The 25,776-nt window shown below is 68.7% G+C and carries 22 protein-coding genes; 4 read left to right on the forward strand and 18 right to left on the reverse strand.

Annotation, left to right across the window (positions count from 1 at the left end; all coding sequences use genetic code 11):
• Nucleotides 1-10: 10 nt before the first annotated feature.
• Nucleotides 11-5,881: an excinuclease ABC subunit UvrA gene (gene uvrA, locus WG902_RS16320; protein WP_340061191.1), complete on the reverse strand. Its 5,871-nt coding sequence runs from the start codon at nucleotides 5,879-5,881 to the stop codon at nucleotides 11-13.
• Between the two features lie 160 nt (nucleotides 5,882-6,041).
• Between uvrA and WG902_RS16325 the strand changes: the two genes are divergently transcribed.
• Both WG902_RS16325 and WG902_RS16330 read left to right on the forward strand, forming a co-directional pair.
• Entirely contained in the window at nucleotides 6,042-6,350 is a 309-nt protein-coding gene (locus tag WG902_RS16325) for a hypothetical protein (protein ID WP_340061192.1), read from the forward strand.
• A gap of 68 nt (nucleotides 6,351-6,418) precedes the next feature.
• Nucleotides 6,419-7,519 (forward strand): ABC transporter substrate-binding protein, encoded by a 1,101-nt coding sequence (locus tag WG902_RS16330; RefSeq protein ID WP_340061193.1) that lies wholly within the window; start codon nucleotides 6,419-6,421, stop codon nucleotides 7,517-7,519.
• Here WG902_RS16330 and WG902_RS16335 read toward each other — a convergent pair.
• From WG902_RS16335 to WG902_RS16365, 7 genes are all read right to left on the reverse strand, one after another.
• Nucleotides 7,509-9,164 (reverse strand): histidine kinase dimerization/phospho-acceptor domain-containing protein, encoded by a 1,656-nt coding sequence (locus WG902_RS16335; protein ID WP_340061194.1) that lies wholly within the window; start codon nucleotides 9,162-9,164, stop codon nucleotides 7,509-7,511. The genes WG902_RS16330 and WG902_RS16335 overlap by 11 nt on opposite strands.
• Nucleotides 9,165-9,230: 66 nt before the next feature.
• Entirely contained in the window at nucleotides 9,231-9,392 is a 162-nt protein-coding gene (locus WG902_RS16340; protein ID WP_340061195.1) for a hypothetical protein, read from the reverse strand.
• 25 nt (nucleotides 9,393-9,417) lie between these two features.
• Nucleotides 9,418-10,059: a 2-hydroxychromene-2-carboxylate isomerase gene (locus tag WG902_RS16345; RefSeq protein WP_340061196.1), complete on the reverse strand. Its 642-nt coding sequence runs from the start codon at nucleotides 10,057-10,059 to the stop codon at nucleotides 9,418-9,420.
• Nucleotides 10,056-10,277, reverse strand: a complete 222-nt coding sequence (locus WG902_RS16350; protein ID WP_340061197.1) for a DUF1289 domain-containing protein — start codon at nucleotides 10,275-10,277, stop codon at nucleotides 10,056-10,058. The genes WG902_RS16345 and WG902_RS16350 overlap by 4 nt, the downstream gene beginning before the upstream one ends.
• A complete protein-coding gene (locus tag WG902_RS16355) occupies nucleotides 10,274-10,768 on the reverse strand; it encodes a YbaK/EbsC family protein (protein ID WP_340061198.1) in 495 nt (164 codons plus the stop codon). The genes WG902_RS16350 and WG902_RS16355 overlap by 4 nt, the downstream gene beginning before the upstream one ends.
• On the reverse strand, nucleotides 10,765-11,673 hold the full coding sequence (locus tag WG902_RS16360; protein WP_340061199.1) for a hydroxymethylglutaryl-CoA lyase: 909 nt from the start codon (nucleotides 11,671-11,673) through the stop codon (nucleotides 10,765-10,767). The genes WG902_RS16355 and WG902_RS16360 overlap by 4 nt, the downstream gene beginning before the upstream one ends.
• Before the next feature lie 4 nt (nucleotides 11,674-11,677).
• Nucleotides 11,678-12,598 carry a 2-hydroxyacid dehydrogenase gene (locus WG902_RS16365; protein WP_340061200.1) on the reverse strand — a complete coding sequence of 307 codons (921 nt, stop codon included), beginning with the start codon at nucleotides 12,596-12,598 and terminating at the stop codon, nucleotides 11,678-11,680.
• Nucleotides 12,599-12,688: 90 nt separating this feature from the next.
• Between WG902_RS16365 and WG902_RS16370 the strand changes: the two genes are divergently transcribed.
• Nucleotides 12,689-13,765 carry an alpha/beta fold hydrolase gene (locus WG902_RS16370; protein WP_340061201.1) on the forward strand — a complete coding sequence of 359 codons (1,077 nt, stop codon included), beginning with the start codon at nucleotides 12,689-12,691 and terminating at the stop codon, nucleotides 13,763-13,765.
• 119 nt (nucleotides 13,766-13,884) lie between these two features.
• On the opposite strand, the gene WG902_RS16385 is transcribed toward WG902_RS16370, so the two are convergent.
• From WG902_RS16385 to WG902_RS16410, 6 genes are read right to left on the reverse strand one after another with little or no spacing between them, the layout of a single operon-like run.
• Complete coding sequence (locus WG902_RS16385; RefSeq protein WP_445263698.1) at nucleotides 13,885-15,873, reverse strand: acetyl-CoA carboxylase biotin carboxylase subunit; 1,989 nt, start codon at nucleotides 15,871-15,873, stop codon at nucleotides 13,885-13,887.
• Nucleotides 15,873-16,514: a DUF4126 domain-containing protein gene (locus WG902_RS16390; RefSeq protein ID WP_340061202.1), complete on the reverse strand. Its 642-nt coding sequence runs from the start codon at nucleotides 16,512-16,514 to the stop codon at nucleotides 15,873-15,875. Before WG902_RS16390 ends, WG902_RS16385 begins: the two co-directional genes overlap by 1 nt.
• Nucleotides 16,515-16,518: 4 nt before the next feature.
• Nucleotides 16,519-17,301, reverse strand: coding sequence for an enoyl-CoA hydratase/isomerase family protein (locus WG902_RS16395; protein WP_340061203.1), 783 nt, complete (start codon nucleotides 17,299-17,301; stop codon nucleotides 16,519-16,521).
• Nucleotides 17,298-18,143: a hypothetical protein gene (locus WG902_RS16400; protein WP_340061204.1), complete on the reverse strand. Its 846-nt coding sequence runs from the start codon at nucleotides 18,141-18,143 to the stop codon at nucleotides 17,298-17,300. The genes WG902_RS16395 and WG902_RS16400 overlap by 4 nt, the downstream gene beginning before the upstream one ends.
• Nucleotides 18,144-18,168: 25 nt before the next feature.
• A complete protein-coding gene (locus WG902_RS16405) occupies nucleotides 18,169-19,308 on the reverse strand; it encodes an acyl-CoA dehydrogenase family protein (RefSeq protein WP_340061205.1) in 1,140 nt (379 codons plus the stop codon).
• A gap of 5 nt (nucleotides 19,309-19,313) precedes the next feature.
• Complete coding sequence (locus WG902_RS16410; RefSeq protein ID WP_445263701.1) at nucleotides 19,314-20,873, reverse strand: carboxyl transferase domain-containing protein; 1,560 nt, start codon at nucleotides 20,871-20,873, stop codon at nucleotides 19,314-19,316.
• 163 nt (nucleotides 20,874-21,036) lie between these two features.
• Between WG902_RS16410 and WG902_RS16415 the strand changes: the two genes are divergently transcribed.
• Nucleotides 21,037-22,062: an AraC family transcriptional regulator gene (locus WG902_RS16415; RefSeq protein ID WP_340061207.1), complete on the forward strand. Its 1,026-nt coding sequence runs from the start codon at nucleotides 21,037-21,039 to the stop codon at nucleotides 22,060-22,062.
• Between the two features lie 25 nt (nucleotides 22,063-22,087).
• Here WG902_RS16415 and WG902_RS16420 read toward each other — a convergent pair whose 3' ends face one another.
• The 4 genes from WG902_RS16420 to WG902_RS16435 all read right to left on the reverse strand — a co-directional run bounded on the left by WG902_RS16420 (nucleotide 22,088) and on the right by WG902_RS16435 (nucleotide 25,759).
• Entirely contained in the window at nucleotides 22,088-22,258 is a 171-nt protein-coding gene (locus WG902_RS16420) for a hypothetical protein (protein ID WP_340061208.1), read from the reverse strand.
• Between the two features lie 85 nt (nucleotides 22,259-22,343).
• Complete coding sequence (locus WG902_RS16425; RefSeq protein WP_340061209.1) at nucleotides 22,344-23,825, reverse strand: sensor histidine kinase; 1,482 nt, start codon at nucleotides 23,823-23,825, stop codon at nucleotides 22,344-22,346.
• Between the two features lie 40 nt (nucleotides 23,826-23,865).
• Nucleotides 23,866-24,837 carry a Bug family tripartite tricarboxylate transporter substrate binding protein gene (locus WG902_RS16430; RefSeq protein ID WP_340061210.1) on the reverse strand — a complete coding sequence of 324 codons (972 nt, stop codon included), beginning with the start codon at nucleotides 24,835-24,837 and terminating at the stop codon, nucleotides 23,866-23,868.
• 4 nt (nucleotides 24,838-24,841) lie between these two features.
• Nucleotides 24,842-25,759 carry an alpha/beta hydrolase gene (locus tag WG902_RS16435; protein ID WP_340061211.1) on the reverse strand — a complete coding sequence of 306 codons (918 nt, stop codon included), beginning with the start codon at nucleotides 25,757-25,759 and terminating at the stop codon, nucleotides 24,842-24,844.
• Nucleotides 25,760-25,776: the final 17 nt, after the last annotated feature.

The following is a 25,776-nucleotide window of genomic DNA, read 5'->3' on the forward strand; positions in this document are numbered from 1 at the left end:
GAACCCCAGCTTAGCGCGCCAGCACCGGCCCCAGCACCTTCCCCGTGTGCGTGCCGAGCGCCACCACCTCCTCCGGGGGAGCCGCAGCGACCACCTTGCCGCCGGCGGAGCCGCCGTCCGGGCCCAGGTCGATGATCCAGTCGGCCTCCGCGATCACGTCGAGGTCGTGCTCGATCACCACCACGCTGTGGCCGCCGTCCACCAGCCGGTGCAGCACCCGGACCAGCTTCTCGACGTCGGCCATGTGCAGCCCCACCGTCGGTTCGTCCAGCACGTACAGCGTGTGCGGCGCTTTCTGCCCGCGCCGCGTGATGTCGTCCCGCACCTTGGAGAGCTCGGTCACCAGCTTGATGCGCTGGGCCTCGCCCCCCGACAGCGTCGGCGACGGCTGCCCCAGGGTCAGGTAGCCCAGCCCCACGTCGCGCAGCAACTGCAGCGGATGGCTGATGTTCTGCATGGCGGCGAAGAAGTCCACCGCCTCGTCCACTTCCATCTGCAGCACGTCGCCGATGCTCTTGCCGCGCCAGGTGACGGCCAGCGTCTCCGGGTTGAAACGCGCGCCGTGGCAGGCCTCGCAGGGGACTTCGACGTCCGGCAGGAAGCTCATGGCGATGGTCCGCACGCCGCGCCCCTCGCACAACGCACAGCGGCCCTCGCCGGTATTGAAGGAGAAGCGGCCCGGCCCGTAGCCGCGGGCGCGCGCCTCCAGCGTGTCCGCGAACAGCTTGCGGATCGTGTCCCAGAAGCCGATATAGGTGGCGGGGCAGGACCGCGGCGTCTTGCCGATCGGCGTCTGGTCGACTTCCAGCACGCGGTCGATCGACTGGTATCCCGAGAGTGACTTGCAGCCCACCCATTTGGCGTGCTTGCCCGCGGCGTCGGCGTCGCGGCCGGCCTTGGTATAGCGTTGCTGCACCACCGCCTGCACGTTGTGCAGCAGGACGTCGCGCGCCAGCGTGGACTTGCCCGAGCCCGAAACGCCGGTGACGACCACCAGGCGGCGCAAGGGCACGTCGACGTCCACGTCCCGCAGGTTGTGGAGGTCTGCGCCTTTCAGGCGTAGGAAGTTGGTGGGCGCACCGCCCGCACCGCCTCCCTCCCCCAGGGGGACAGGAAGCTTGGAAGCGATCTGCGCCAGCAGCGAGCGTGGCTTCTTGCCTTTCACCACCGTGGACGGTGTCTCCGCAATGGGGATGCCCACAGGCTCGCGGTCGTGCATCGCATCCACCAGCCGCCGCGGCTTCAGCGGGTGCTGCATCGCATGCAGCAGGTAGCGGCCGGTGACGGACTCGGTGACATCCGTCACCTGCGAAACGCTGCCTTGCGCGACCACGCGGCCGCCACGCTTGCCGGCGCTGGGCCCGATGTCGATGATGTGGTCGGCGCGCCGGATCGTGTCCTCGTCGTGCTCCACCACCACCAGCGTGTTGCCCTTGCTGCCCAGCTTGTGCAGCGCGTCCAGCAGGATCTGGTTGTCGCGCGCGTGCAGGCCGATGGTGGGTTCGTCGAGCACGTAGCAGACGCCCTGCAGGTTGGAGCCGAGCTGCGCCGCCAGCCGGATGCGCTGCGCCTCGCCGCCCGAAAGCGTGGGCGCGCCGCGGTCCAGCGTCAGGTAACCGAGCCCCACTTCCTCCAGGAACTCCAGGCGCGACTTGATCTCGGGGATCAGGTCGCGCGAGATGCCCTGCTCGCGCACGCTCAGGACGTCCTGCACCTGCAGGCCTTCCACCCACCGGCGCACGTCGTGCACCGACAGCGCCGCGATGTCGGCGATGCCGGTCTTGTCGAAGCGCACCGCCCGCGCCTGCGCGTTCAGGCGGCTGCCGCGGCAGGTGACGCACGCCTCGTCGGACACGTCCTCCACTTCGGGCTCGGCAAAGGTCTGTTCGCGGCCCTTGTCCTCCGCCGCCACGACGGTGTCGTCGAAGGCCTTGCGCTGGTCGCGCGTCAGCTTCACGCCGGTGCCGACGCAGTCCGGACACCAGCCGTGCTTGCTGTTGTACGAAAACAGGCGGGGGTCGAGCTCGGGGTAGCTCGTGGCGCAGACGGGGCAGGCCCGCAAGGTCGAAAACACCTCCACCTGGCCGATGCCCTCGTGCTTGACGAGGCCGGAGCTGAACGCAGTGCGCAGTCCGTCCAGCGGCGCCAGCACGTGCACGATGCCCTTGCCGTGCTCCAGCGCCGCGGCCAGTTTCTCGCGCAGCAGGGCCTCATTGGCGGGGGTGACGTCCAGGTCGCACACCGGCAGTTCGATCGTGTGCTCCTTGAAGCGGTCGATGCGCGGGAAGCCGGTGGTGGGCAGGAAGTTGCCGTCGACGCGCAGGTGCGAGTAGCCGCGCGGCCGCGCCCAGTCGGCCAGCTCGGTGTACACGCCCTTGCGGTTGACCACCAGCGGCGCCAGCAGGCCGATGTGCTGGCCCTTGTAGCGCTTCATGATCTGCGCCACGATGATGTCGGGGTTTTGCGGCCGCACTTCGGCGCCGTCGTGCACGCAGTGCTGGATCCCGAGCTTCACGTACAGCAGGCGCAGGAAGTGCCACACCTCGGTGGTCGTGCCCACCGTGGACTTGCGGCCGCCGCGCGACAGGCGCTGCTCGATCGCCACCGTCGGCGGGATGCCGTACACCGCATCCACCTCGGGCCGGCCGGCCGGCTGCACGATCGACCGCGCGTAGGCATTGAGCGATTCGAGGTAGCGGCGCTGCCCCTCGTTGAACAGGATGTCGAAGGCCAGCGTGGACTTGCCGGAGCCGGACACGCCGGTGATCACGCTGAACTTGTTGTGCGGGATGTCGACGCTGAGGCTCTTGAGGTTGTGTTCCTTGGCGTTGACGATCTGGATCGCCTGGGGGCGCTCCGCCTTGTTCGTCGCGCGCTGCGCGTACTCGGCGGCGGTTTTCTCGCTCAAGGCCAGGCTGCCGACGCCCAATGTCATGTCGTAGTCGCGCAAGGCCTTGGCGGTGTGCGACGTCGGATGCAGCTTCACTTCCTCGGGCGGACCTTCGGCCACCAGCAGCCCGCCGCCGTCGCCGCCTTCCGGCCCCAGGTCCACCAGCCAGTCGGCCGCGCGGATCACGTCGAGGTTGTGTTCGATGACGATCAGCGAATTGCCGGCCTCCAGCAGCCGGCGCAAGGCGCGCATCAGCTTGGCGATGTCGTCGAAGTGCAGGCCGGTGGTCGGCTCGTCGAACAGGAACAGCGTCCCTTTCTTGGCCACGCCTTGCCGCGAATGGGTGGACGAGCGTGCCGCCTCGGCCAGGAAGCCGGCCAGCTTCAGGCGCTGCGATTCGCCGCCCGACAGCGTGGGCACGGGCTGCCCGAGCTTCACGTATTCCAGGCCGACGTCCACGATCGGTTGCAGGGCGCGGATCACGTCGCGGTCGTTGGCGAACAGGGCCGCGGCCTCGCTGACCGTCAGGTCCAGCACGTCCGCCACGTTCAGCTTGCGCGGCTGCAGCGCACCCACGGGGTGCCGCTCGATCGTCACCTCCATGATTTCCGGGCGGTACCGCTTGCCGTCGCAGTCCGGGCAGCGCAGGTAGACGTCGGAGAGGAACTGCATCTCGACGTGCTCGTAGCCCGAGCCGCCGCAGGTGGGGCAGCGCCCGTCGCCGGAGTTGAAGCTGAACTTCGAGCCGGTGTAGCCGCGCTGCCGCGCCAGCGGCGAGGTGGCGAAGATCTCGCGCACCGAGTCCCACGCGCCGACATAGCTCGCGGGATTGGAACGCGCCGTCTTGCCGATGGGAGATTGGTCGACGAAGACGACGTCGGAGAGATGGTCCGCCCCCAGCAGGCGGTCGTGCGCGCCGGCGGACTCCGTCGCGCGGCCGAAGTGCCGCAGCAGCGCCGGCGCCAGGATGTCCTGCACCAGGCTCGATTTGCCGGACCCCGAGACGCCGGTGATGACCACCATGCGTTGCAGCGGGATTTCCACGTTCAGGTCCCGCAGGTTGTGCTCGCGCGCGCCCTCGAGCACCAGCCGCGGCGTGGATTCGGTGACCGCGCGCTTGAAGCCCATGCCCACGTGCTTGCGCGCGCCGAGGTAGGCGCCGGTCAGCGTGTCGGCATTGCGCAGGTCCGCCACGGTGCCGTCGAAGACGATCTGGCCGCCCTTCTCGCCCGGGCCCGGGCCCATGTCGATGATGCGGTCCGCCGCCACCATCACGGCGGGGTCATGCTCCACCACCACCAGCGTATTGCCGGCGTCGCGCAGGCGGTGCATGGCCTGCGTGATGCGGCCCATGTCACGCGGATGCAAACCGATGCTCGGCTCGTCCAGCACGAACAGCGTGTTCACCAGCGAGGTCCCGAGCGCGGTGGTCAGGTTGATCCGCTGCACCTCGCCGCCGGACAGCGTGCGGCTTTGCCGGTCCAGCGTGAGGTAGCCGATGCCCACGTCGACCAGGTACTTCAGGCGCGTGTTGATCTCCTCGAACAGCAGCTTCATGGCCTGCAGGTCTCCGCCGGCATGCGCTTCCGCATCCGGCTCGACCCGGTCGAAGAAGCGTCGCAGCCGTTCGATCGGCAGCATCATCAGGTCGTGCAGCGTCAGTCCCGGCAGCGCTTCCAGCTGCGCGCGCGACCACTGCACGCCCACCGGCATGAAGCGCCTGGCCGGTTCCAGCACCGTGTCCGCATCTTCCTTGCTGCCCAGGCGCCACAACAGCGGCTCGGTCTTCAGGCGCGCGCCGGCGCAGGCCTCGCACGGCGTGTAGCTGCGGTACTTGGACAGCATCACGCGGATGTGCATCTTGTACGCCTTGCTTTCAAGGTACACGAAGAAGCGCTTGACGCCGTACCACTGGCGGTTCCAGTTGCCCTCCCGGTAGTTGGGAGCGCCGTGGATCACCCAGTGCTGCTGCTCCGGCGTGAGCTTGTACCAGGGCGTGTCGCGCGGGATGCCGGCGGCTTCCGCGTGCCGCATCATGTCGTCCTGCGATTCGGACCAGGCCGGCGTCGAGAACGTCTTGATCGCTCCCGCACGCAGCGTCAGCTTGTCGTTCGGGATCACCAGGTTGTAGTCGACGCCGATCACGCGGCCGAAGCCGCGGCAGGTCTCGCACGCCCCGACCGGCGAGTTGAACGAGAACTTCGACGGCACCGGGTCGCCATAGCGGATGTCGCTGTCGGGGCAGTGCAGGCCGGTGGAGAACTTCCACACCTCCTTCGCGTCCTCATCGCCCGCGTACACCGATAGCTGCCCGCTGCCCCGCTTCAGCGCCACCTCGATCGCCTCGATCGCCCGCACCTTCTCCACGCCCTGCACGCGAAAGCGGTCCGCCACCACGTCGAGGACCTTGCGCGGCCCCGTCGGCGTGGCGACTTCGCGCTCTGCCTGCACGCGCGTGAAGCCGCTCGCGGCCAGCCATTGTTCGATTTCCTCCGCGGTCGTGCCTCCCGGCAGCTCCACCGGGAACGTCACCACCAGCCGCGGATCGGTGCCGCGCGTGCGCTCCATCAGCTGTTCGTAGATGGTTTCGGGCGAGTCATGCCGCACCAGCTGCGCAGTGTTGCGGTCGAACAATTGCGCCGCCCGCGCGAACAGCAGCTTCAGGTGGTCGTTCAGCTCGGTCATCGTCCCGACCGTCGAGCGCGACGAGCGCACCGGATTGGTCTGGTCGATCGCGATCGCCGGCGGCACGCCCTCGACCCGGTCCACCGCCGGCTTGTCCATGCGTTCCAGGAACTGGCGCGCATAGGCCGAGAAGGTCTCGACGTAGCGGCGCTGGCCTTCGGCGTAGAGGGTGTCGAACACCAGGCTGGACTTGCCCGACCCGCTGGGGCCGGTCACCACGGTGAGTTCGCCGGTGTGGAGATCGAGGTCGAGATTCTTGAGGTTGTGCTGTCTGGCGCCGCGGATGCGGATCGATCCCTGGGACATGGAGGCCTTCTGGAAACAAGGCCGGATATTCTAGGGAGTGCGCGCTCACCCGGCCCACGGCCCGGGGCATACCCTTGTCCTACCACGGACAAGGCGTTGTCCTACACGCCATGCTCATCCATTCACGGATGGTGAAGGTCCCTTCCGCCTGCCGACGCCCATGACCGCAAGGTCCACCTGGCTTCCGAGCCACCCCTTCGAATGGCAGTTCCGCGCGCCCGCCGCTGGCGTCGATGCGGTTCGCCAGCGCTTGCTGGCGGTATTGGAGGACTGTGAAGGCTTCGACGTCGATCGCGTCCGCTGGCGGCTGCATACGGCCGAATGCGCGGAGGAACTGTGGTTGCTCCGTGACGCCGTGTTCCAGGCCGTTTCCACCCAGCACTGCCAGGCGCAGGCGGTGCAGCGGATCAACGGACTTGTGCCCTTTTTCCGCGAAGTGTTGCCGGCACGCCTTCTCACGCGCGTCTGACTGGCTCCCGGTGGCACGAACTGCCTAAAGTCGGCAGTTCACCCATTTGGGGGATAGGAGACAACAAAGTGAACAAGTATTTGTGCGCAGCGCTGCTGGCCCTGGCGCCTGCCTGGGCCACGGCCCAGATCCTGATCGGCCAGACGGCCGGCATCACCGGCATCGTCGCCGCCGGCGTGCAGGAAACCACCATGGGCGCCAAGCTCTGGCTCGACAGCGTCAACGCCAAGGGCGGCGTCAACGGCCAGAAGATCGAGCTGATCTCGATGGACGACAAGTTCGACGCCAAGCTCGCGGCCGAGAACGCCAAGGTGCTGATCGAGCAGAAGCGCGTCACCGCGCTGTTCCTGGTGCGCGGCACGCCGCACAGCGTGGCCATCCTCCCGCTGCTGGCAACGCATGGCGTGGCGATGATCGCCCCGTCCACCGGGGCCATGGTGCTGCACCAGCCCGTCAACAAGTACGTGTTCAACGTGCGCGCCACCTACCAGCGGGAGGCCGAAAAGGCCGTGACGCACCTGCACACGCTGGGCATCCAGCGGATCGCGGTCGTCTATGCCGACGACTCCTTCGGCACCGACGGCCTGGAAGGCGCGCGCAAGGGTTTCCAGAAGGCGAAGCTCGAGCCGCTGGTGGTCATCAAGGCCGATCGCCTGAAGCCCGACTACGCGAAGATGATTCCCGACATCACCGGCAAGGATGCGCAGGCCGTGCTCTGGATTGCGTCCGGAAATGCCGTGGCCGACGGCGTGAAGGCCCTTCGCGCGGCCAAGTCGGCCGCGCAGGTGGTGACCCTGTCCAACAACGCGTCATCGGGTTTCGTGAAGAGCCTGGGCGATTCCGCGCGCGGGGTGATCGTCACCCAGGTGTTCCCGGCCGAACGGTCCATTGCCTTTGGCCTGGTCAAGGAAGCGATGGTCCTGGCCAAGGAGAAGAAGATCGAACTGAGCCCCGCCATGCTGGAAGGCTACGCAGCGGCCAAGGTGCTGGTGGAAGGCCTGCGCCGCGCCGGCCCCAATCCGACGCGTGCCAAGGTCGTTGCGGCGCTGGAGTCGTTGGACCGGTTCGACATCGGCGGGCTGGAAGTGAGCTTCAGCGCCACCGACCACACGGGGCTGGACTTCGCCGATCTCTCGATCATCGGCAGCGACGGCAAGTTCAGGCGCTGACGGCGTCGGGCTCGGCGGCAGGCGCCGGGTCCCCCATGGCGCACATGAGATGCACTTCGACGGCGGGACCGGCGGCCTCGATGTGCCCGCCCATTCCCTCCATGAGCTGCCGCGCCGAGTCGACGCGCGGGTCGTTGGCGGGGAATTCGCACCGCTCGCGACCGTAGCCGCAAAAGCCGCTCATGCGGATCGTGACCACACTGGCCAGGTAGGACGTCTCCACCACCAGCCGCGCGCTGGGGGTGCGGCAGTCCTCGCAGGCATGCTCCAGGGCCTGCAGCAGGGCCATCAGCACTTCGGTCAGGTGGTCGGGCACGCCATGGCAGGCGGGCAGGCGGGCGCCGAGCCGCAACTCGATGGGGGTGCCGTGGAAGCGGCGGTCGAAACCCAGGAAGTCGCTGACCGCACGCACCTGGTCGTTCACGTCCAGCAGCTGCAGCGTGTCGCGTCCCGGCTGCGCGAAGTCGCCGATGCGCCCGGTCAGCGCCGAGATCCGCGCCGTCTGCTCGACGATCATCCGGGCGAACTCCGGCTTGATGTGGCGCTGCTCGCGCCATTGCTGGATTTCGCGCGCGAGCCCCGCGATGATCGCCAGCGGGTTGCCCACCTCGTGCGAGATGTTGGCCGCCATGGCCCCGATGGTCCCCATCTTCTCGCGGTGCCAGTCCTGCTCGCGCTCCGCCGCGTGGGCGCGCGCGCGCGATTCCTGGTCGATCACGCGCTGGCCGCGGCGCACGAAGGACAGCAGGGCGCCGTAGGTCAGGCCCAGCAGCGCCAGCACCGTCAGCAACAGCCGCGTGGACGCCGACTCCACCTCTTCCTGGTTGGCCGCCGCGCCGGCCAGCAGGCGGTCGCGGTGGCGGGCGCTGGCGGCGGCGCTGCGCGCGCTGGCGGCCTCCAGTTGCTGCAGCAGCGGCGTCACGTCGGAATAGATCTCGAACACGCCGCCGATGCCGCCCCCCGCGGCCGCAACAGGGATGTAGCTCTGGATCAGGTCGCGGTCCTTCACCACGCCCTCGAACGCGCTGAACTGGTTGCGGTGCACGAGCTCGCTGGCCACCTTGCCCGCCGCCGCTGCCTTCCAGCCCGCGTTGTCCACCTTGTCCTCGCCCACCTGCACGGCCTCGGACGAATACACGGTCAGGCCGCGCAGGTCATAGACCTTGATCTTGAACACGTTCGTGGTGCGCATCAGGGCGCGCACCGGTCCGTCCACCTTGGCGAAGGCGGGCAAGGCATGGACCTGGCTGCGGACCTTGGCGATGCAGGCCAGCTTCGCCTCGGCAGCAGTGCGGCCGGCGACATCGGCCTCCATCGGCAGCCGGCAGGGACCGATGGGCACGGCCTGCGCCTGCGCCACGAGTGGCTGGAGGTGCGACGCCCACAAGGCGTTGGCGAACACACGGGTCAGGTTGATGTGCCCGGCTTCGTGCACTGCCACCAGGCTGGCGCGGGCGTTTTCCTTCTGCTCCTGCAGCAGGTCGCCCTGCACCTTGGCAAAGAAGGCGGCCTGTTCGGCCTGGGTGCCGGCAAAAAACCTTTCCTCGCCGAGCTGCAGGAAGAACAATGCCGCGCCGAGCACGCAGAAGGCCACCAGGCTGGTGGTCGTGAAATAGCGCGTGAGCTGGAAGGGCCGTGGCGGCACGGGGCGAGTCTAGCCCAGCCGTGGCGGCGCATCAAACGCGGCGTGGCGCCGCGGAGACTGCGAGGCTCAGTGCTTGGGGGCGGATGCAGCGCCGGAGGCAGCGCCCGCGGGCGCGACCGCATCGGTGCCGTGCTTCTCTCCGCCCATGTCCACCTTGTCTCCCGCCCGGAAGATGACGAACAGCGAGAGGGCCGCGAAAATGACGAAGCCGATGGCCAGTTTCCACATGGTTGTCTGTCTCCTGGCGGGGAGTCTACCCGCGCCGCGCCTGTCCCGCCGGCACGGCCGCGGCCTGCTCCCACGCGCCCGAAGTGAAGAAGGCGTCGCCGTCGACATACGCGCGCAGCATCGCGAGTCCGTCGAAGCCCCAGAAGATCTTGCCGTCCACTTCGCACGCCGGAACGCCGAACAGGCCGCGCGCGATGGCGGTCTCGGTGTTGGACTTCAGTTCTGCCTTCACGTCGTCACCGGCGGGATCGCGAACGGGCTGCAACCGGGCTTGCAGTGCGGCAAGGCGGACCGGATCCGTCGCTTCCGCGCCGCCGCGCCAGACGTGGTGGAACAGCGCTTCGGCAACGTGCCGGTTCACCCGGCCGCTGTCGCCGCAAGCCAGCCCCAGCCGCAGCAAACCGAGCGGATTGAAGGGATGGGCAGCGGGCATCTGCATCGGGATGCCGTTGGCATGCGCAAGCCACAGCACCTGCCGGTAGGTCCAGTCGCGCTTGGGCGGGATCTCCGCCGGCCCCAGTTGGCCGTGGTGCTTGAGGAAAGCCGCGAACAGCACCGGCCGATACTCGACCGAGTAGCTCAGGCCCTTCAATACCTCCGGCAATTTCTCGAAAGCCAGGTAGGCATAAGGCGAGATGACGTCGAAGGTGAAGGTGATGTGCTTCATGGCTGCTGCGCGCGCCGGACCAGTTCCCGCCACACCGCGCGCTTGTCGTCGTCGGCCATCATGCCCCACGCGGCGACCTCGTCCAGCGTGCGGAAACAGCCTTCGCAGAGGCCAGTGACCGCGTCCATCCGGCACACCGAGATGCAGGGCGACGGCGCCTGCGGCGCATCCGGCAATTGCGCCGCCTGCTCCAGGAGCAATTCGCGCGCTGAATTCATTCGAGCTTCTGCACGACGTCGGCCACCGGCGCGCCGGTCAGGCGCTCCAGGTCCTGCGGCCGCAGCTTGAACACGCCGTGCGGGTGGCCGGCGGCGGCCCAGATCTCGTCGAAGCGGAACAGCTCGCGGTCGATCAGCGTGACCGGCGCCACCGCATGCGCGACCGGTGACACGCCGCCGATGGAGAAGCCCGTCTTGCCCTTGACGAAGTCGGCGTCGGCGCGCCCCGTCTTGCCGACGATGGCATCGACCTTCTTCTCGTCCACGCGGCGATCGCCCGAGGTGATGACCAGGACCGCGGCGTCGTCGGACTTGCGGCGGAAGATGATGCTCTTGGCGATCTGGCCCACCTGGATGCCGAGCGCGTCCGCCGCCTGCTGCGCGGTGCGCGCCGCGCCGTCCAGCATCACGGGCAGGTGGGGGTGGCCCTGGTCCTGCAGGACACGCGCGACGCGCTGGACGCCTTCGGGAAACTCACCGTCCGCATTCATGCAGCCCTCTTGTTCAACAGCGCCGTCGAGGCGCGCGAATTCGGCTTGCGGCCGAGGAAGTCGCTGATGTACTTGCCGGCGTCGATCAGCCGGTCCAGGTCGATGCCCGTGTCGATGCCCATGCCGTGCAACAGGTACACCACGTCTTCGGTGGCCACGTTGCCGGTCGCTCCCTTGGCGTAAGGGCAGCCGCCGAGCCCGGCGACCGACGCGTCGTACTGCCAGATGCCCATCTCCAGGCACGCCATGGTGTTCACCAGCGCCTGGCCGTAGGTGTCGTGGAAGTGGCCGGAGAGGTCGTCGAGGGCGAAATGCTTCAACGCTGCCTCCATCGCCGCCTGCACCTTGCGCGGCGTGCCGACGCCGATGGTGTCCGCCACGCCGCAGTGCTGCACGCCGATCTGCTTCATCAGCCGCGCCACCAGTTCCACGCCTTCGGGGCTGACCTCGCCCTGGTACGGGCAACCGACGGCGACCGAGATCACGCCCCGCACGTGGATGCCCCTGGCGCGGGCCGCCTCGACCACCGGCGCGAAGCGGTCGATGCTTTCGGCGATCGAGCAGTTGATGTTGCGCTGGCTGAACGCCTCGCTGGCGGCGCCGAACACCACCACCTCGTCGGGCCGCGATGCCAGCGCGGCTTCGAAGCCCTTCATGTTGGGCGTCAGCACCGAGTAGTGGACGCCCGTGCGGCGGCGGATGCCCGCCATCACTTCGGCCGCGTCCGCCATCTGCGGCACCCATTTGGGCGACACGAAGCTGGTGACTTCGATCTCGGTCAGGCCCGCGTCCTGCAGGCGATGCACGAGTTCGATCTTCACCGCCGCCGGGACGGGCTCCTTCTCGTTCTGCAAGCCGTCGCGCGGGCCGACGTCGACGAGCTTGACCTTGGCGGGGAGTTGCATGGCCTCAGTATCCTTTCTTCCGATCGACCACGCCGGCGATGGGTTCTCCACGCTCGAAGGCAGCGATCTTGCGGGCGATCTGCGTCACGCTTTCATCGCGCAAGGTGCGGGCCGAGGTGTGCGGCGTCACGGTGATCTTCGGATGCCGCCAGAACGGATGCTCGGCCGGCAGCGGCTCGGTGCGGAACACGTCCAGCGCCGCACCGGCCAGGTGACCGCTGTCCAGCAACGCCAGCAGGTCGGCATCGACCACATGCGCGCCGCGGGCCACGTTGACGAGGTAGCCGCCCGGCTGCAGGCGGCCGAGCGTCGCGCGGTCCAGGATGTTTTCGGTGTCGGGCGTCAGCGGCAGCAGGTTGACCAGCACGCGCGTCGATGCGAGGAAGTTGTCGAACTGCGCCCCGCCCGCGAAGCAGCGGACGCCCGCGACTTCCCTGGCGCTTCGGCTCCACCCCAGCACCGGAAACTCGAAGGCGGCCAGCGCCTGCGCGACGCGCGCGCCCAGCACACCCAGGCCCATCACCCCGACCGGGAACTCCGAACGCAGCCGCGGCCGCCGGAAGCCCCATTTGCCCTGGGCGGCGTCGCGCTCGTAGGCATCGAATTCGCGGAAGTGGCGGATCACGGCGTGGCAGACGAACTCCGCCATCTGCACGGACATGCCGGCGTCGTCCAGCCGCACCACCACGGCATCGCGCGGCAGCGCCAGCTTCATCAGCGCATCGACGCCGGCGCCGATGTTGAAAATGCCCTTCAGGTCCGGCTGTTCGTCCAGGAACTGCTGGGGTGGCGCCCACACCACCGCGTGGTCGGCCTGCGGCGCGCCGGGGCGCCACTCCTCCACGGCGGCCCCGGGCAGCGCCGCCCGCAAGGCCTCGATCCAGGGGGCGGCCTTGGTGTCGGAACAACAGACGGTGACGCGCATGGCGATATTGTGCGGGACGGCGCGGATTGACGCCGCGCCCCTCCCGATGCGAAGCTGCACCCGCCACGATCCCCAGAAACAGGAGACGACATGACCGCCGGTTCCTTCCTGCGCGGCGCTACCGCATCCCTCGCGTTGTGCACCGCAGCCCTCACTTCGTTCGCCGCAGAATTCCCCGCGCCCCGCCAGGGCAGCTGGGTCGTGCGCGACTTCAAGTTCCACACCGGCGAGGTGCTGCCCGAGTTGAAGCTCGCGTACCAGACCGTCGGCAACCCGAACGGCGAGCCGGTGCTGGTGCTGCACGGCACCACCGGATCGTCCGCGTCCATGCTGACGCCCAACTTCGGCGGCGAGCTTTTCGGCGCCGGCCAGCCGCTGGACGCCACCCGCTACTTCATCATCCTCACCGATGCCATCGGCACCGGCCAGTCCAGCAAGCCGTCCGACGGACTGCGCATGAAGTTCCCCAAGTACAACTACGACGACATGGTCGACGCGCAGTACCGGCTGGTGACGGAGCACCTGGGCATCAAGCACCTGCGGCTGGTGATCGGCAACTCCATGGGCGGCATGCAGACCTGGATCTGGGCGCAGAAACATCCCGGCATGATGGATGTCGCGGTGCCGATGGCCTCGCTGCCGACGCCGATGTCCGGCCGCAACTGGATGCTGCGCCGCCTGCTGACCGAATCGATCCGCCGCGACCCGGCCTGGAACAACGGCAACTACACGACCCAGCCGGCCAGCGCCCAGATCGCCTCCGTGTTCTTCGCCACCGCCACCAACGGCGGCAACCATTCGTACATGAAGGCGGGACCCAGCCGCGAGCGTGCCGATGCCGCGCTGGAAGCGCGCCTGAAGCCCGGCGCGTTCACGGGTGACGCCAACGACCACCTGCTGCAATGGGAGTCCTCCGCCGACTACAACCCGTCCGCCGGGCTGGAGAAGATCAATGCGACGCTGCTTGCCATCAATTCCGCCGACGACGAACGCAACCCGGTGGAACTGGGCATCCTGGAGCGCGAGATCAAGCGCGTGAAGAGCGGCCGCGCTTACGTGATTCCCGCGAGCGACCAGACGCTCGGGCATGGAACGACGGGCAGCGCGCGCTTCTGGAAGCAGGAGCTGGATGCGGTGCTGAAGTCGGCGCCGCGGCTCGGGCAATAGGAAAACCACCGGGGTTCGCCTTCGGGCTCACCGCCGGCCTACGAGACACCGTCGTCGAAGGCCGGCGGTGATCGCCGCCGAACCGTAGGCTGGCGGTGAGCGCAGCCGAACCCCGGTGATCACACCGCGATCTTCAGCAACTCCGCGCCCTCGGCCACTTGGTCCCCCGGCGCATAGAGCAACTCCGCCACCGTGCCATCGGCCGGCGCGGCGATGGTGTGCTCCATCTTCATGGCCTCCATCACCGCCAGCGCCTGGCCCTTGCTCACCTTGTCGCCGGCCTTCACCGCGAACGACACCACCTTGCCGGGCATCGGCGCCGTGAGACGGCCGCCCTCCGCCGCCGCGTCGCCGGCATGCGCGAGCAGGTCGATCGACACGATCTGCGCCGCCCCTGCTCCCGTGAACACGTGGTCCGTTTCGCCCTGCGTGTAGACCACCGCCCGGGTGCGCTGGCTGCCGTACTGCAGCTCGATCGCTTCGCCCGCGCCGCGGAACGCCAGCGCCGCCGGCTGCCCATCGACCGCCAGTACCAGGGCGCCGTCGTGCAGCGTGGTGAGTTCCGCCTTGCGGCGCTCGCCCCCGAAATCGAAGGCGAAGCGCCGCAGCGCGACGCCGTGCGAGCGCCAGCCATCGCGCCGGCTGAAGGGGTCGGGTCCCGCCTGCGCCTGCTCGTCCAGCAGCGTCTTCGCCACCGCTGCCGCAGCAGCGAGTTCCAGGCCCACCGGCTGCTGGTGGAACAGCACCGCGGCCTCGCGCGGGATCAGCGCCGTGTCCAGGTCCGCCTCGGCGAACGAGCGGCTCCGGACGACGTGCCGCAGGAACTGCACGTTGGTGCTCAGGCCGACGATGTGCGTGGCCGCCAGCGCCTCGTCCAGCCGGGCCAGTGCTTCCTCGCGTGTGGCCCCGTGGACGATCAGCTTGGCGATCATCGAGTCGTAGAACGGCGAGATGGCATCGCCCTCGCGCACGCCGTCGTCCACCCGCACCGCGCCGCGCTGGAACGCCGTCGCCTGCGGCTTGCGGTACACGTGCAGGGTGCCGGTGGCGGGCAGGAAGTTGTTGTCGGGGTTTTCGGCGCAGATGCGCGCCTCGATCGCATGCCCCTGGATGCGCAGGTCGGCCTGCCGCAGTGGCAGCGGCTCACCGGCTGCCACGCGCAATTGCCATTCCACCAGGTCGAGGCCGGTGATGGCTTCGGTCACCGGGTGCTCCACTTGCAGGCGGGTGTTCATCTCCATGAAGAAGAATTCCATGCCGGAGGCGCGTTGCTCCACGATGAACTCCACCGTCCCCGCACCCACGTACTTCACCGCGCGCGCCGCGGCCACCGCCGCCTCGCCCATGCGCTTGCGCATCGCTTCCGTCATGCCGGGCGCCGGCGCCTCTTCCAGCACCTTCTGGTGGCGCCGCTGCACCGAGCAGTCCCGCTCGAACAGGTAGACGTAGTTGCCCTGCGTGTCGCCGAACACCTGGATCTCGATGTGCCGCGGCCGCGTGACGTACTTCTCCACCAGCACCGCTTCGTCGCCGAAACTGTTGCGCGCCTCGCGCTGGCAGGAGGCCAGCGCCGCGGCGAAATCTTCCGCCTTGTCGACCGCGCGCATGCCCTTGCCGCCGCCGCCGGCGCTGGCCTTGATCAGCACCGGGTAGCCGATGCGGTCGGCCTCGCGTTTCAGCAGGTCCGGGTCCTGGTTGGCGCCGTGGTACCCGGGCACCAGCGGCACGCCGGCCTTTTCCATCAGCTGCTTGGACTCCGACTTCAGCCCCATCGCCTGGATGGCGGCAGCCGGCGGGCCGATGAACACCAGTCCCGCTTCCGCGCAGGCCGTTGCGAAAGCTTCGTTCTCGCTCAGGAAACCGTAGCCCGGGTGGATGGCTTGCGCGCCGGTCGCACGCGCCGCCTCGATGATGCGTTCCCAACGCAGGTAGCTTTCCTTCGGCGCGCTGCCGCCGATGTGCACCGCCTCGTCGCACGCCTCCACGTGCTTGGCGCGCGCGTCCGCATCGGAGTACACCGCCACCGTCTGGATCGCCATGCGCCGCGCCGTCGCCGCGACCCGGCAGGCGATTTCGCCGCGATTGGCGATCAATATCTTCTTGAACATCAACCCAGCTCCCGCGGCAAAGGCCGCCCCTGGAAGAAACCACGTACTCCGCCCACCACCGTGCGCAGGAACTTCACCAGCACCACCAGCAGGATGATTGCCAGCACGACGCTGACGATGAGCACGATGGCAAAGGCCACCGGATGCGTCGCCGACAGCCACAGCATGAAGACCACCAGCCCGTCCTCGACCAGCGACACCGCGATGTTGGAAAAGGGCTCGGGCGAGGTGTTCACCGCCGCCCGCGTCGTCATCTTGGTGGCGTGACTGGTCGCGGCCAGGCTGCCGCCCAGGATGGCCGCGATCCAGCCCATCGCCTGGCTGTCGGCGCCGAGCGCGCCGGCCGCCAGCGCAGCGCCCGCGGGGATGCGGATCACCGTATGGATCGCATCCCAGATCGAATCGACATAGGGGATCTTGTCGGCGAAGAACTCGGCGAACAGCATGAAGCCGCTGGCCGCCAGCACGCCCGGGTGCTCCAGCACCTGCAGGCCGGCCGGCAAGTCCACCCAGTTCATCCACCCGGCGATGCCGGTAAGGAACACCGCCGCATACAGGCGGAAGCCGCTGGCCCAGCCCAGCGCCGCGGCCAGCGCCACCATTTGCGGCGTGTCGACCAGCGATCCGAGCGACTCCAGCATGGCGTCAGCCCACCAGCCAATTGGGTTTGCGCTTGCCCAGGAAGGACTGGATGCCTTCGCGGCCTTCGTCGCTGGCGCGGATGTCGGCAATGCCCTCGACGGTGCGGCGCACCAGGCCTGAACTGATCTCGTGGCCGGCCACGTCGTGCAGCAGGCGCTTGCAAGCCTTCACCGCCTCCGGCCCGGCCTGCACCACAGCGCGGCCCAACTCGGCCACGCGGCCTTGCAGCGCATCCGCCTTGACGACTTCGTGCACGAAGCCGATGCGCAAGGCTTCGGCCGCGCTGAAGCGTTCCGCCGTCAGGAAGTAGCGGTGCGCGGCGCGGGCGCCCATCGCGCGGATCACGTACGGGCTGATGGTGGCCGGGATCAGCCCGAGCTTCACCTCGGACAGGCAGTACTGCGCCGTGTCCACCGACACGGCCATGTCGCACACCGCGACCAGCCCGGTGCCGCCGGCATAGACGTCACCGTGCACGGCGGCGATGGTCGGCTGCGGGCAGCGGTAGATGACCTCGAGCATGCGCGCGAGCTTGGTCGCGTCCTGCAGGTTCTCGTCGCGCGAGTAACCGGCCATCTTCCTCATCCAGTTCAGGTCGGCGCCCGCGCAGAACGCCGGACCGTTGCCGGCCAGCACGATGCATCGCACCTCGTCGCGCTTGCCCAGTTCCAGGAAGACGGCCGTCAGCTCCTCGATGACCTCGTCGTTGAAGGCGTTGCGGACATCGGGGCGGTCGAGCGTGACGGTCTCGATGCCGGCGTCGAATTGCAATTGCAGGTGTTTCATCGGGGTTCCCTGGTCCAGACCACCGAGCCATTGACCGCGTACAGCTTGCACTGCACCTTGGCATTGCGCTCGCAACCGAGCAAGGCGCGTTCGTTGGGATCGGTGGGCATTGAAGTGTCCGCCGGCTGGAGGCCTGACGTGGCGAAGAAATAGCCGGTGTGCGAAATCGCGAAAGCCTTGGGCGTGGGCAGCGCCAGCCACTCGCGGTAGCGCTGGCGGCCGCGGTCGGAGAGATACGGAATGGCGTCGATGTCGTCGATGGCGGCGAAGCCGCTGGCGATATGCCGCGGCTGGCCGGCAGCCGCGGTGGCCGGGGGCTGCGCAGCGGCGGGCGCCGCGGCCAAGGGTCGCGCCACGGGGCCGCGCGTGAACGCGCCGCGCAGCTCCACGACGCCTCGGGTGTGGCCGACGTGGCATTCGTAGGTCGTGGCGCTGTCCATGTCCGTGCCGTCGTGATGGCTCACGATGCCGACGACCGCAGTGGCGCCGGCGTCACGCGCGCCGTCCTGCAACTCCGCCAATGCCTTGCGGAAGGCGTCGATGCAGACGACGGCGTCGGGCCGCCGCGCCCGTTGGCCGCCGAAGTTGGGATTGGGGGCGGTGAAAGGATCCGCCTTGCCGTAAGCGGACGCGCCTGCGGCACCGGCGTCCAGCCCGGCCGCCGACGCCCGGCCGAAACCGAAGGCGATGTCGCCCGGCAGCCGGGGGCCGACCGTGCTGCGCAACGCGGGGCCGATCGGCAGCAGCAGCTTGTCGTCGCGCGCCCAGGCGCTGCTCGTGCCGGCAACCAGCCCTAATGCGAGCAGCACGCCGGCAGTCCTTTCGGTGACGCTACGGTTCATCGTGTGTCTCCCCCTTTGAAAAGCCTCAATAGCGCTTGGCAACTTCTTCCAGCATCACTTCGGTGGCCCCGCCGCCGATGGCCAGCACGCGGGCGTCGCGCCAGAGCCGCTCGATGGCTGTCTCGCGGATGTAGCCCATGCCCCCGTGAAACTGCTGGCAGGCCTGCACCACCTCGTTGACGAGCTCGCCGGTCAGCGCCTTGAGCATGGACACATCCTGCACGATGTCGTGGCCCTGCGTGACCCTCCACGCGCAGTGATACATGAATTGCCGCGCCGCGCGCGTCCTGGCGTCGAGCATGGACAGCCGCTGGCGGATGACCTGCTGGTCCCACAACGGCCCGCCGAAGGCATGGCGCTGCCGCACGTAGTCGAGCGTGATCTTCAGCGCCTGCTGGCAGTGCCCCACCGCCATGGCGGCCAGCGCGATGCGTTCGGTCTGGAAGTTCTTCATCACCGAATAGAAGCCCTTGCCTTCCTCTCCCAGCAGGTTGGCGGCCGGGACCCGCACGTTGTCGAGCACCAGCTCCGCGGTGTCCGAGGAGAGCCAGCCGGTCTTCTTCAGCGCGCGGCCTACGCTGAAGCCGGGCGTGCCCTTCTCCACGATGAACATCGAGACTTCGCGCTTGCCGGGGCCGGACTTCGCGGCGACGAAATACAGGTCCGCATGCACGCCGTTGGTGATGAACATCTTGGTGCCGTTGAGCACCCAGTCGCCGCCGTCACGCCTGGCGGTCGTGCGGATGCCGGCGACGTCCGAGCCGGCGCCGGGCTCGGTGATGCCGACCGCGCAGATCGTTTCGCCCGCCGTCACCCGCTTGAGGTACTTGTCCTTCTGCGCGGCATTGCCCGCGTGGTGCAGGTGCGGGCCCGCCATGTCGGTGTGGACCAGCACCGTGATGATGAAGCCGGCGAACGTGGACTGCGACAGCGCCTCGGCAAACACCAGGTTGGTCATCGCATCGGCGCCGCCGCCGCCGTGGTCCGGATCGAACATGAGCCCGAGCAGGCCGGCCGCGCCCATGCGCCGCAGCACGTCGCGCGGCACGAAGCCCTGCTCCTCCCAGGCCTGGCCGTGCGGCTCCACTTCTTTCGCGATGAAGCGGGCGACCTGGTCGCGCAGCAGCTCGTGGTCGGGGTTGTCGTAGATGGAGATGTTGCTCATGGCGATCACATGCGGAACACGCCGAACTTCGGCTCGCCGATCGGTGCGTTCATGGATGCCGACAGGCCCAGCGACAGCACGCGGCGGGTGTCGGCCGGATCGATGACACCGTCGTCCCACAGCCGCGCGCTGGAGTAATACGGATGCGACTGGCGGCCGAACTGGTCCAGGATCGGCTGCTTGAACGCGGCCTCTTCCTCGGCGCTCCACTGGCCGCCGCGGCCCTCGATGCCGTCGCGCTTGACGGTGGCGAGCACGCTCGCGGCCTGCTCGGCGCCCATCACGCAGATGCGCGCGCTCGGCCACATCCACAGGAACCGCGGCGAATAGGCGCGGCCGCACATGCCGTAATTGCCGGCGCCGTAGCTGCCGCCGATGATGACGGTGAACTTCGGCACGCTGGCCGTCGCCACGGCGGTGACCAGCTTGGCGCCGTGCCGCGCGATGCCTTCACTTTCGTACTTGCGGCCCACCATGAAGCCCGTGATGTTCTGCAGGAACACCAGCGGCACCTTGCGCTGGCAGCACAGCTCGATGAAGTGCGCGCCCTTCTGCGCCGACTCGGAGAACAGGATGCCGTTGTTGGCGAGGATGCCGACCGGCATGCCCTCGATGTGCGCGAAGCCGCAGACCAGGGTGGCGCCGAAGCGCGCCTTGAACTCGTGGAACTCCGACCCGTCGACCAGGCGGGCGATGATCTCGCGCACGTCGAACGGCTTGCGCGCGTCGGTCGGGATCACGCCGTACAGCTCCTTGCGGTCGTACTTCGGCGGCTCCGGCTTGCGCAGTTCCACCGGCGGGACTTTCGGGCGGTTGAGCGTGGCCACCGCCTGCCGCGCCAATGCCAGCGCGTGCTCGTCGTTCATCGCCAGGTGGTCGGCCACGCCGGACAGCCGCGTGTGCACGTCGCCGCCGCCCAGGTCTTCGGCGCTCACCACTTCGCCCGTCGCCGCCTTCACCAGCGGCGGGCCGCCCAGGAAGATGGTGCCCTGCTCCTTGACGATGATGGTCTCGTCGCTCATCGCCGGCACATACGCGCCGCCGGCGGTGCACGATCCCATCACCACCGCGATCTGGGCGAGCCCTTGCGCGGAGAGGTTGGCCTGGTTGTAGAAGATGCGGCCGAAATGCTCGCGGTCCGGGAACACCTCGTCCTGGTTCGGCAGGTTGGCGCCGCCCGAATCCACGAGGTAGATGCAGGGCAGGCGGTTCTGCGCGGCGATCTCCTGCGCGCGCAGGTGCTTCTTGACCGTCATCGGGTAGTAGGTGCCGCCCTTCACGGTGGCGTCATTGCAGACCACCATGCAGTCGACGCCGCTCACGCGCCCGATGCCTGCGATCATGCCGGCGCACGGCGCGGCCATCACGCCGTCCTTCTCCAGGTACATGCCGTGCGCGGCCAGCGGCGCGATCTCCAGGAAAGGCGTCCCCGGGTCCAGCAGCATCTGCACGCGCTCGCGCGGCGGCAGCTTGCCGCGCCCCGAATGCTTCTTGCGCGCCGCTTCGCCGCCGCCGGCCGCGTGCAAGGCCACCTGCGCGTTCAGGTCGTCCACCAGCGCCTGCATGGCCGCCGCATAGGACTGGAATTCGGCGGAGCGGGGATTGAGTTGCGATTCGAGAGCCGGCACTTTGTCTCCTGTCGGGCGCTTGCGCCGGAGCTTAGCCCTTCGGACGCCGCCCGGGTTGCCCCGCTGGTTGCAAATCCTGCCACGCAATTACACTGCGCCGATGCCTGTCGCCCGCCACCGGCCCGCCCCCATTGCCGCCACACCCATGGCGTTTGCCAGAGCTATCGCGGCGGCCTACCGGCAGCATGGCCGGGGCCCGGCGCAGGCGCTCGCCCTGGCACAGATCACGCCAGCACAGCTGGCGAGATCCGACGCGCGCATCACCTCGCGCCAGATGGAGATCTTGTCCGCGGCAGCCATGCAGGAGCTGGACGACGAAGGGCTGGGCGCTTTCGGCCGCAAGCTGCCCTGGGGCAGCTACGGCATGCTCGCACGCGCGTCCCTGACGGCGCCGGACCTCGGTGTGGCCCTCAAGCGCTGGTGCCGGCACCACGCACTGCTGACCGGTGACATCGCGCTGTCCCTGTCGGTCAGTGGCGCCAGCGCCTGCGTCGCCATCGAGGAGGTGCGGCCGTTGCCGCCGGAGTTGCGCGAGCTGAGCCTGGCCTTCGTGCTGCGCAACATCCATGGCCTTGCATGCTGGTACGTCGACTCGCGGATCCCGCTGCAGGCCACCCGGTTTCCCTTCCCGGCGCCCCCGCATGCGGACGCCTATGTCCACATGTTCCCGGGCGCGATGCAGTTCGGCGCCGCCACGGCGGCGATCGTCTTCGATGCGCGGTACCTCGCGCTGCCGCTTCGACGTGACGAGAAGGCGCTGGCGCAGATGCTGCAGCGTGCCTTGTCCATCACCGTGCTGCAGTACCGGCGCGACCGCCTGCTGGTGCCCCAGGTGCGGCAGGCATTGGCCGCGCACCCGGAGCGCGCGCACAGCGCCGGGGCGCTGGCTTCGCTGCTGAACGTTTCGGCGCGCACGCTGCACCGCCAGCTCAAGGACGAAGGCGCCAGCCTGCAGCAGCTCAAGGACGAGGTCCGGATGGAGAAGTCACGGGAGCTACTGTGGCGCACCGCGAAGCCGTTGAAGCAGGTGGCCGCGGCGGTGGGCTTTCGCAACGAGAAGAGTTTTGCCCGGGCCTTCCGGCAGTGGACGGGCGTCAGCCCCGGTGAATTCCGGCGCAGCGCCTGAACGCGCGATGCTCCGGCGCCGCGGCTCAGCCGCCGTGGAAGCCGTCCAGGATGTCGTCCTCGGGCTTTTCGGGGTCGATGGTGGACTCGTTGGTCCGCTGCGGCGAATCGAGCTTGCGGCTTTCTTCCTCGGCGCGCCGCAACCGCGCCTTCGACTCCTCGGGCGGCGTCGGGTTTGCGTCATTCAGATCGGGCATGGCGGGCTCCTGTTCGTCCACAGGCTAGCGCAGGCACCGGCTGCCGCCATCAGCCGCCAGCCGCGCCGGCTGTAGGCGCGCCGCCTCAGGAGCGCCACACCGGCAGGCGCACGGTGAAGGTGCTGCCCTGGTCCGGCCCGTCGCTGCGGGCGTCGATCCGGCCGCCGTGCATCTCCACCAGCCTCCTGACCAGCCACAGGCCGATGCCGAGGCCGCCTTGCCCTTTCTCGCGCGCGCCGTCGCCCTGTGCGAACAGGTCGAACACGCGCGGCAGCAGGCTCGTGGGGATGCCGGCGCCGTCGTCGCGCACCGCCAGCACCGCCTCGTCGCCATCCACGGCCGCCGACAAGGCGATGCGGCCGCCACGCGGCGTGTACTTGACCGCGTTGTTCACCAGGTTGCTGACCACCTGCGCCAGGCGGGTCAGGTCCCCGCGCACCACCAGCGGCTGCGCCGGAACCTGCACTTCCAGCACATGGCCCGCCGCCTGCAGCCCCGGCTGGCTGGCTTCCAGCGCGTGCTCCACCACCTGCGCCACCGACACGGGCGCCAGCCGCAATTCCAGCTTGCCCCGGCTGATGCGCGACACGTCCATCAGGTCGTCCACGAGCCGCACCATGTGGTTGAGCTGGCGTTCCATCATCTCGCGCGTGCGCGCCGCGGCCGGCGGCAGCTCACCCACGCGCCGCAGGATCTCCAGCCCTGTGCGGATGGGGGCGAGGGGGTTGCGCAGTTCGTGCGCCAGCGTCGCGATGAATTCGTCCTTGTGGCGGTCAGCCTCCCTTTCCTGGGTGACGTCACGCGCGGCGCAGACGCCCCGATCGGGTTTGAGTTCGCCATCGATCGCGCTGAAGGTGACCTGCAGCACGATGTGCAGCCAGCGCACCGTGCCGCTGGGCAACTGCGCGCGCACGTCGATGGCCAGGTGGCCGTTGCCGGTGGGATCCATCGCCGCGCGGATGCCCGCCATGTAGCGGTCGATGTCCTCGCGATGGATGCGGTCGAAGATCGCCTGGCGTGGCACGGTCATCTCGCCGTCGCCCAGTTCCAGCAGCCGCGCGAGCTCGGCGGAGATGTGGTTCTGGTTGCTGCGATAGTCGATTTCGGCCATCACCAGGCCGGCCGCCTGCACCGCCATCTCCAGCTTCAGCCGGCCGGCGTCGTTCTGCTTTTCGGCCAGCTTGCGCGACGTGATGTCGCGTGCAATCCCCAGCAAGCCGATCAGCCGCCCTTGCGCGTCGCGCAGCGGCATCTTGCGCGAGAGCCAGTAGCGCAGGCTGCCGTCGGGCATCCGCAGCGGCTGTTCGGTCTCCACGGTCTCGCCGTCCACCAGGACCCGGCGATCGATGCCGATCAGTTGGGCTACCGTCACGGGGTCGCGCAGGAACTCGGCATCGACGTGGCCGATCACCTGCTCGCGCGTGCAGCCCACCGCCGCCAGCATCGCGGGGTTGGCGAACTGGTAGCGGCGCTCCAGGTCCTTGGCGAAGACGATGTCGTCCGTCGCCTCCGCGATGGCCTTCGCGACGAGGCCCGGGTCGGCGGACAGGGTGGTTCCGCTCAGCACGATGGCGCGCACCGATGGGACAAGAGCACTTCCCGGAGGCTCATTCCAGCTTGATGTTGGCGTCCTTGACCACCTTGCCCCAGCGCGCGAGTTCCTGCGTCATGTAGGCGCTCATTTCCTGCGGCGTGGACGGCGTCGGCTCGACACCCGCGTCGAGCAACGCCTTGCGCGTGTCCGGCGCCTGCATCAGCGCCGCGATCTCGCTGTTCAGGCGGCGGACGATGTCGGGCGGCGTGCCCGCCGGCGCCAGCAGCGCCAGCCACACCGAGGCGTCGTAACCGGGGACGCCGGCCTCCTGCATGGTCGGCACATCCGGCAGCTGCGGCGCGCGCTTGGACGTGGTGACCGCGAGGGCGCGCAGCCGCCCTTGCGGCACTTGCGACAGCGCGTTCGGCACGCCCGCAAAGCTGCTCTCGACGACGCCCGCCACGAGGTCGTTCGCCGCGCCCGAGCTGCCGCGATAGGGGACGTGCTTGAGCGGCGCGCCCGTCATCGCCACGAACAGGCCGCCCATGAGGTGCTGCGCGCTGCCGTTGCCCGACGATGCGTAGTGCAGCGTGCCCGGCTGGGCCTTGGCGGCGGCGATGAACTCCTGCACGTTCCTTGCCGGCACCTTGGGGTGGACCAGCAGCACGTAGGGTGAGTCGACCAGCTTGCCGACGACCGTGAAGCTCTTGATCGGATCGTAGGGAAGGTTGCTGTAGATCCAGGGGCTGATGACGTGCGTGCTGGACACCATCAGCAGCGTGTAGCCGTCCGGCGGCGCCTTGGCCACGAAATCGGATCCGATGGTGGAGCCGGCGCCGGCCTTGTTCTCGACGATGAACTGCTGGCCGAGCGCGACCGACATCTTCTGCCCGAGGATGCGCGCGACGACGTCCGTGAATCCACCGGGCGCGAACGGGACGATCAGCCGGACCGGGCGGTTGGGATAGGCCTGCTGGGCGACGGCGGAAGCACCGGCCACGGCCAGCAGCACCGCCAGGCCGGTGGCACGAAGAACGTGGAGCATCGGATCACCCTCCCCTGTAGAGCGGGTCGCGCAGCGTGTAGAACGCGTGCAGGATGTCGTAGACCATCAAGTAGTTCTTCTGCTGGAAGCTGGCGTGCGAGACGCCCGCCATCACGCTGAACTGCTTCTGCATGTTCGGCAGCCGCTGGAAGAATGCGAGCAGGTCCTCGATGCTGGCGATGCCGTCGTATTCGCCGCGCAGCACGATCGTGGGCATCCGGATCTTCGCGGGGTCCACCAGCGGCAGCTTCGAGCACATGTCCACGTAGGTGCCGGTGGGCATCGACGAGTCGAGCGTCAGGATCGCGTCGGCGAAAGCGTCGATGGTCGCCTCGTCCGCCGTCCCGGGATGGTCGCGGTCGAAGACGCTGTGGATGAAGGCGCGGTCGATGGGCCGGCGGGTCTTGGCCTGGAACTCCGCCAGCTTCTTCTTGCGCTGTTCCAGGGTGGGGCTGCCTTCGCCCGTCCAGACGAAGGCGTCGAGCGCCAGCCTGGCGACACGCTCGGGGTGCCTTTGCGCGAACAATGCGGCCTTCAGCGCGCCCGACGATATACCGTACATCAGCAGGTTCTTCGCTCCCGTGGCTTTGAGGATGTATTCGCTGCCGGCAGCGAGGTCGTCGGCGCCGTTGGAGATGTCGGAATTGATGGGGCGATGCTTGTCCGAGCGGCCGTAGCCCTCGTTGTCCATCGTCCAGGTGTCGAAGCCGTGCTGCGCGAACCAGTCCATCGCGGACGAGAACGGCCGGCCCGGCACCTGCAGGTCGTACGTGGGCTGCCCGGCCATCGACGAACCATGCACGAACAAGATCGTGCCCGCATGCGGCACGCCGGCCGCTGCCTTCTTGTTCCACAGGAAGAGGCGGACGTCGCCCTTCTTCGCCCAGTGCTCGTCGCCACCTGTCCACTTCACATTCGTCATCGGCCTGTTCTCCATGT

Origin of the sequence: Ramlibacter sp. PS3R-8 (assembly GCF_037572435.1) — a bacterium.
GTDB lineage: Bacteria > Pseudomonadota > Gammaproteobacteria > Burkholderiales > Burkholderiaceae_C > Ramlibacter.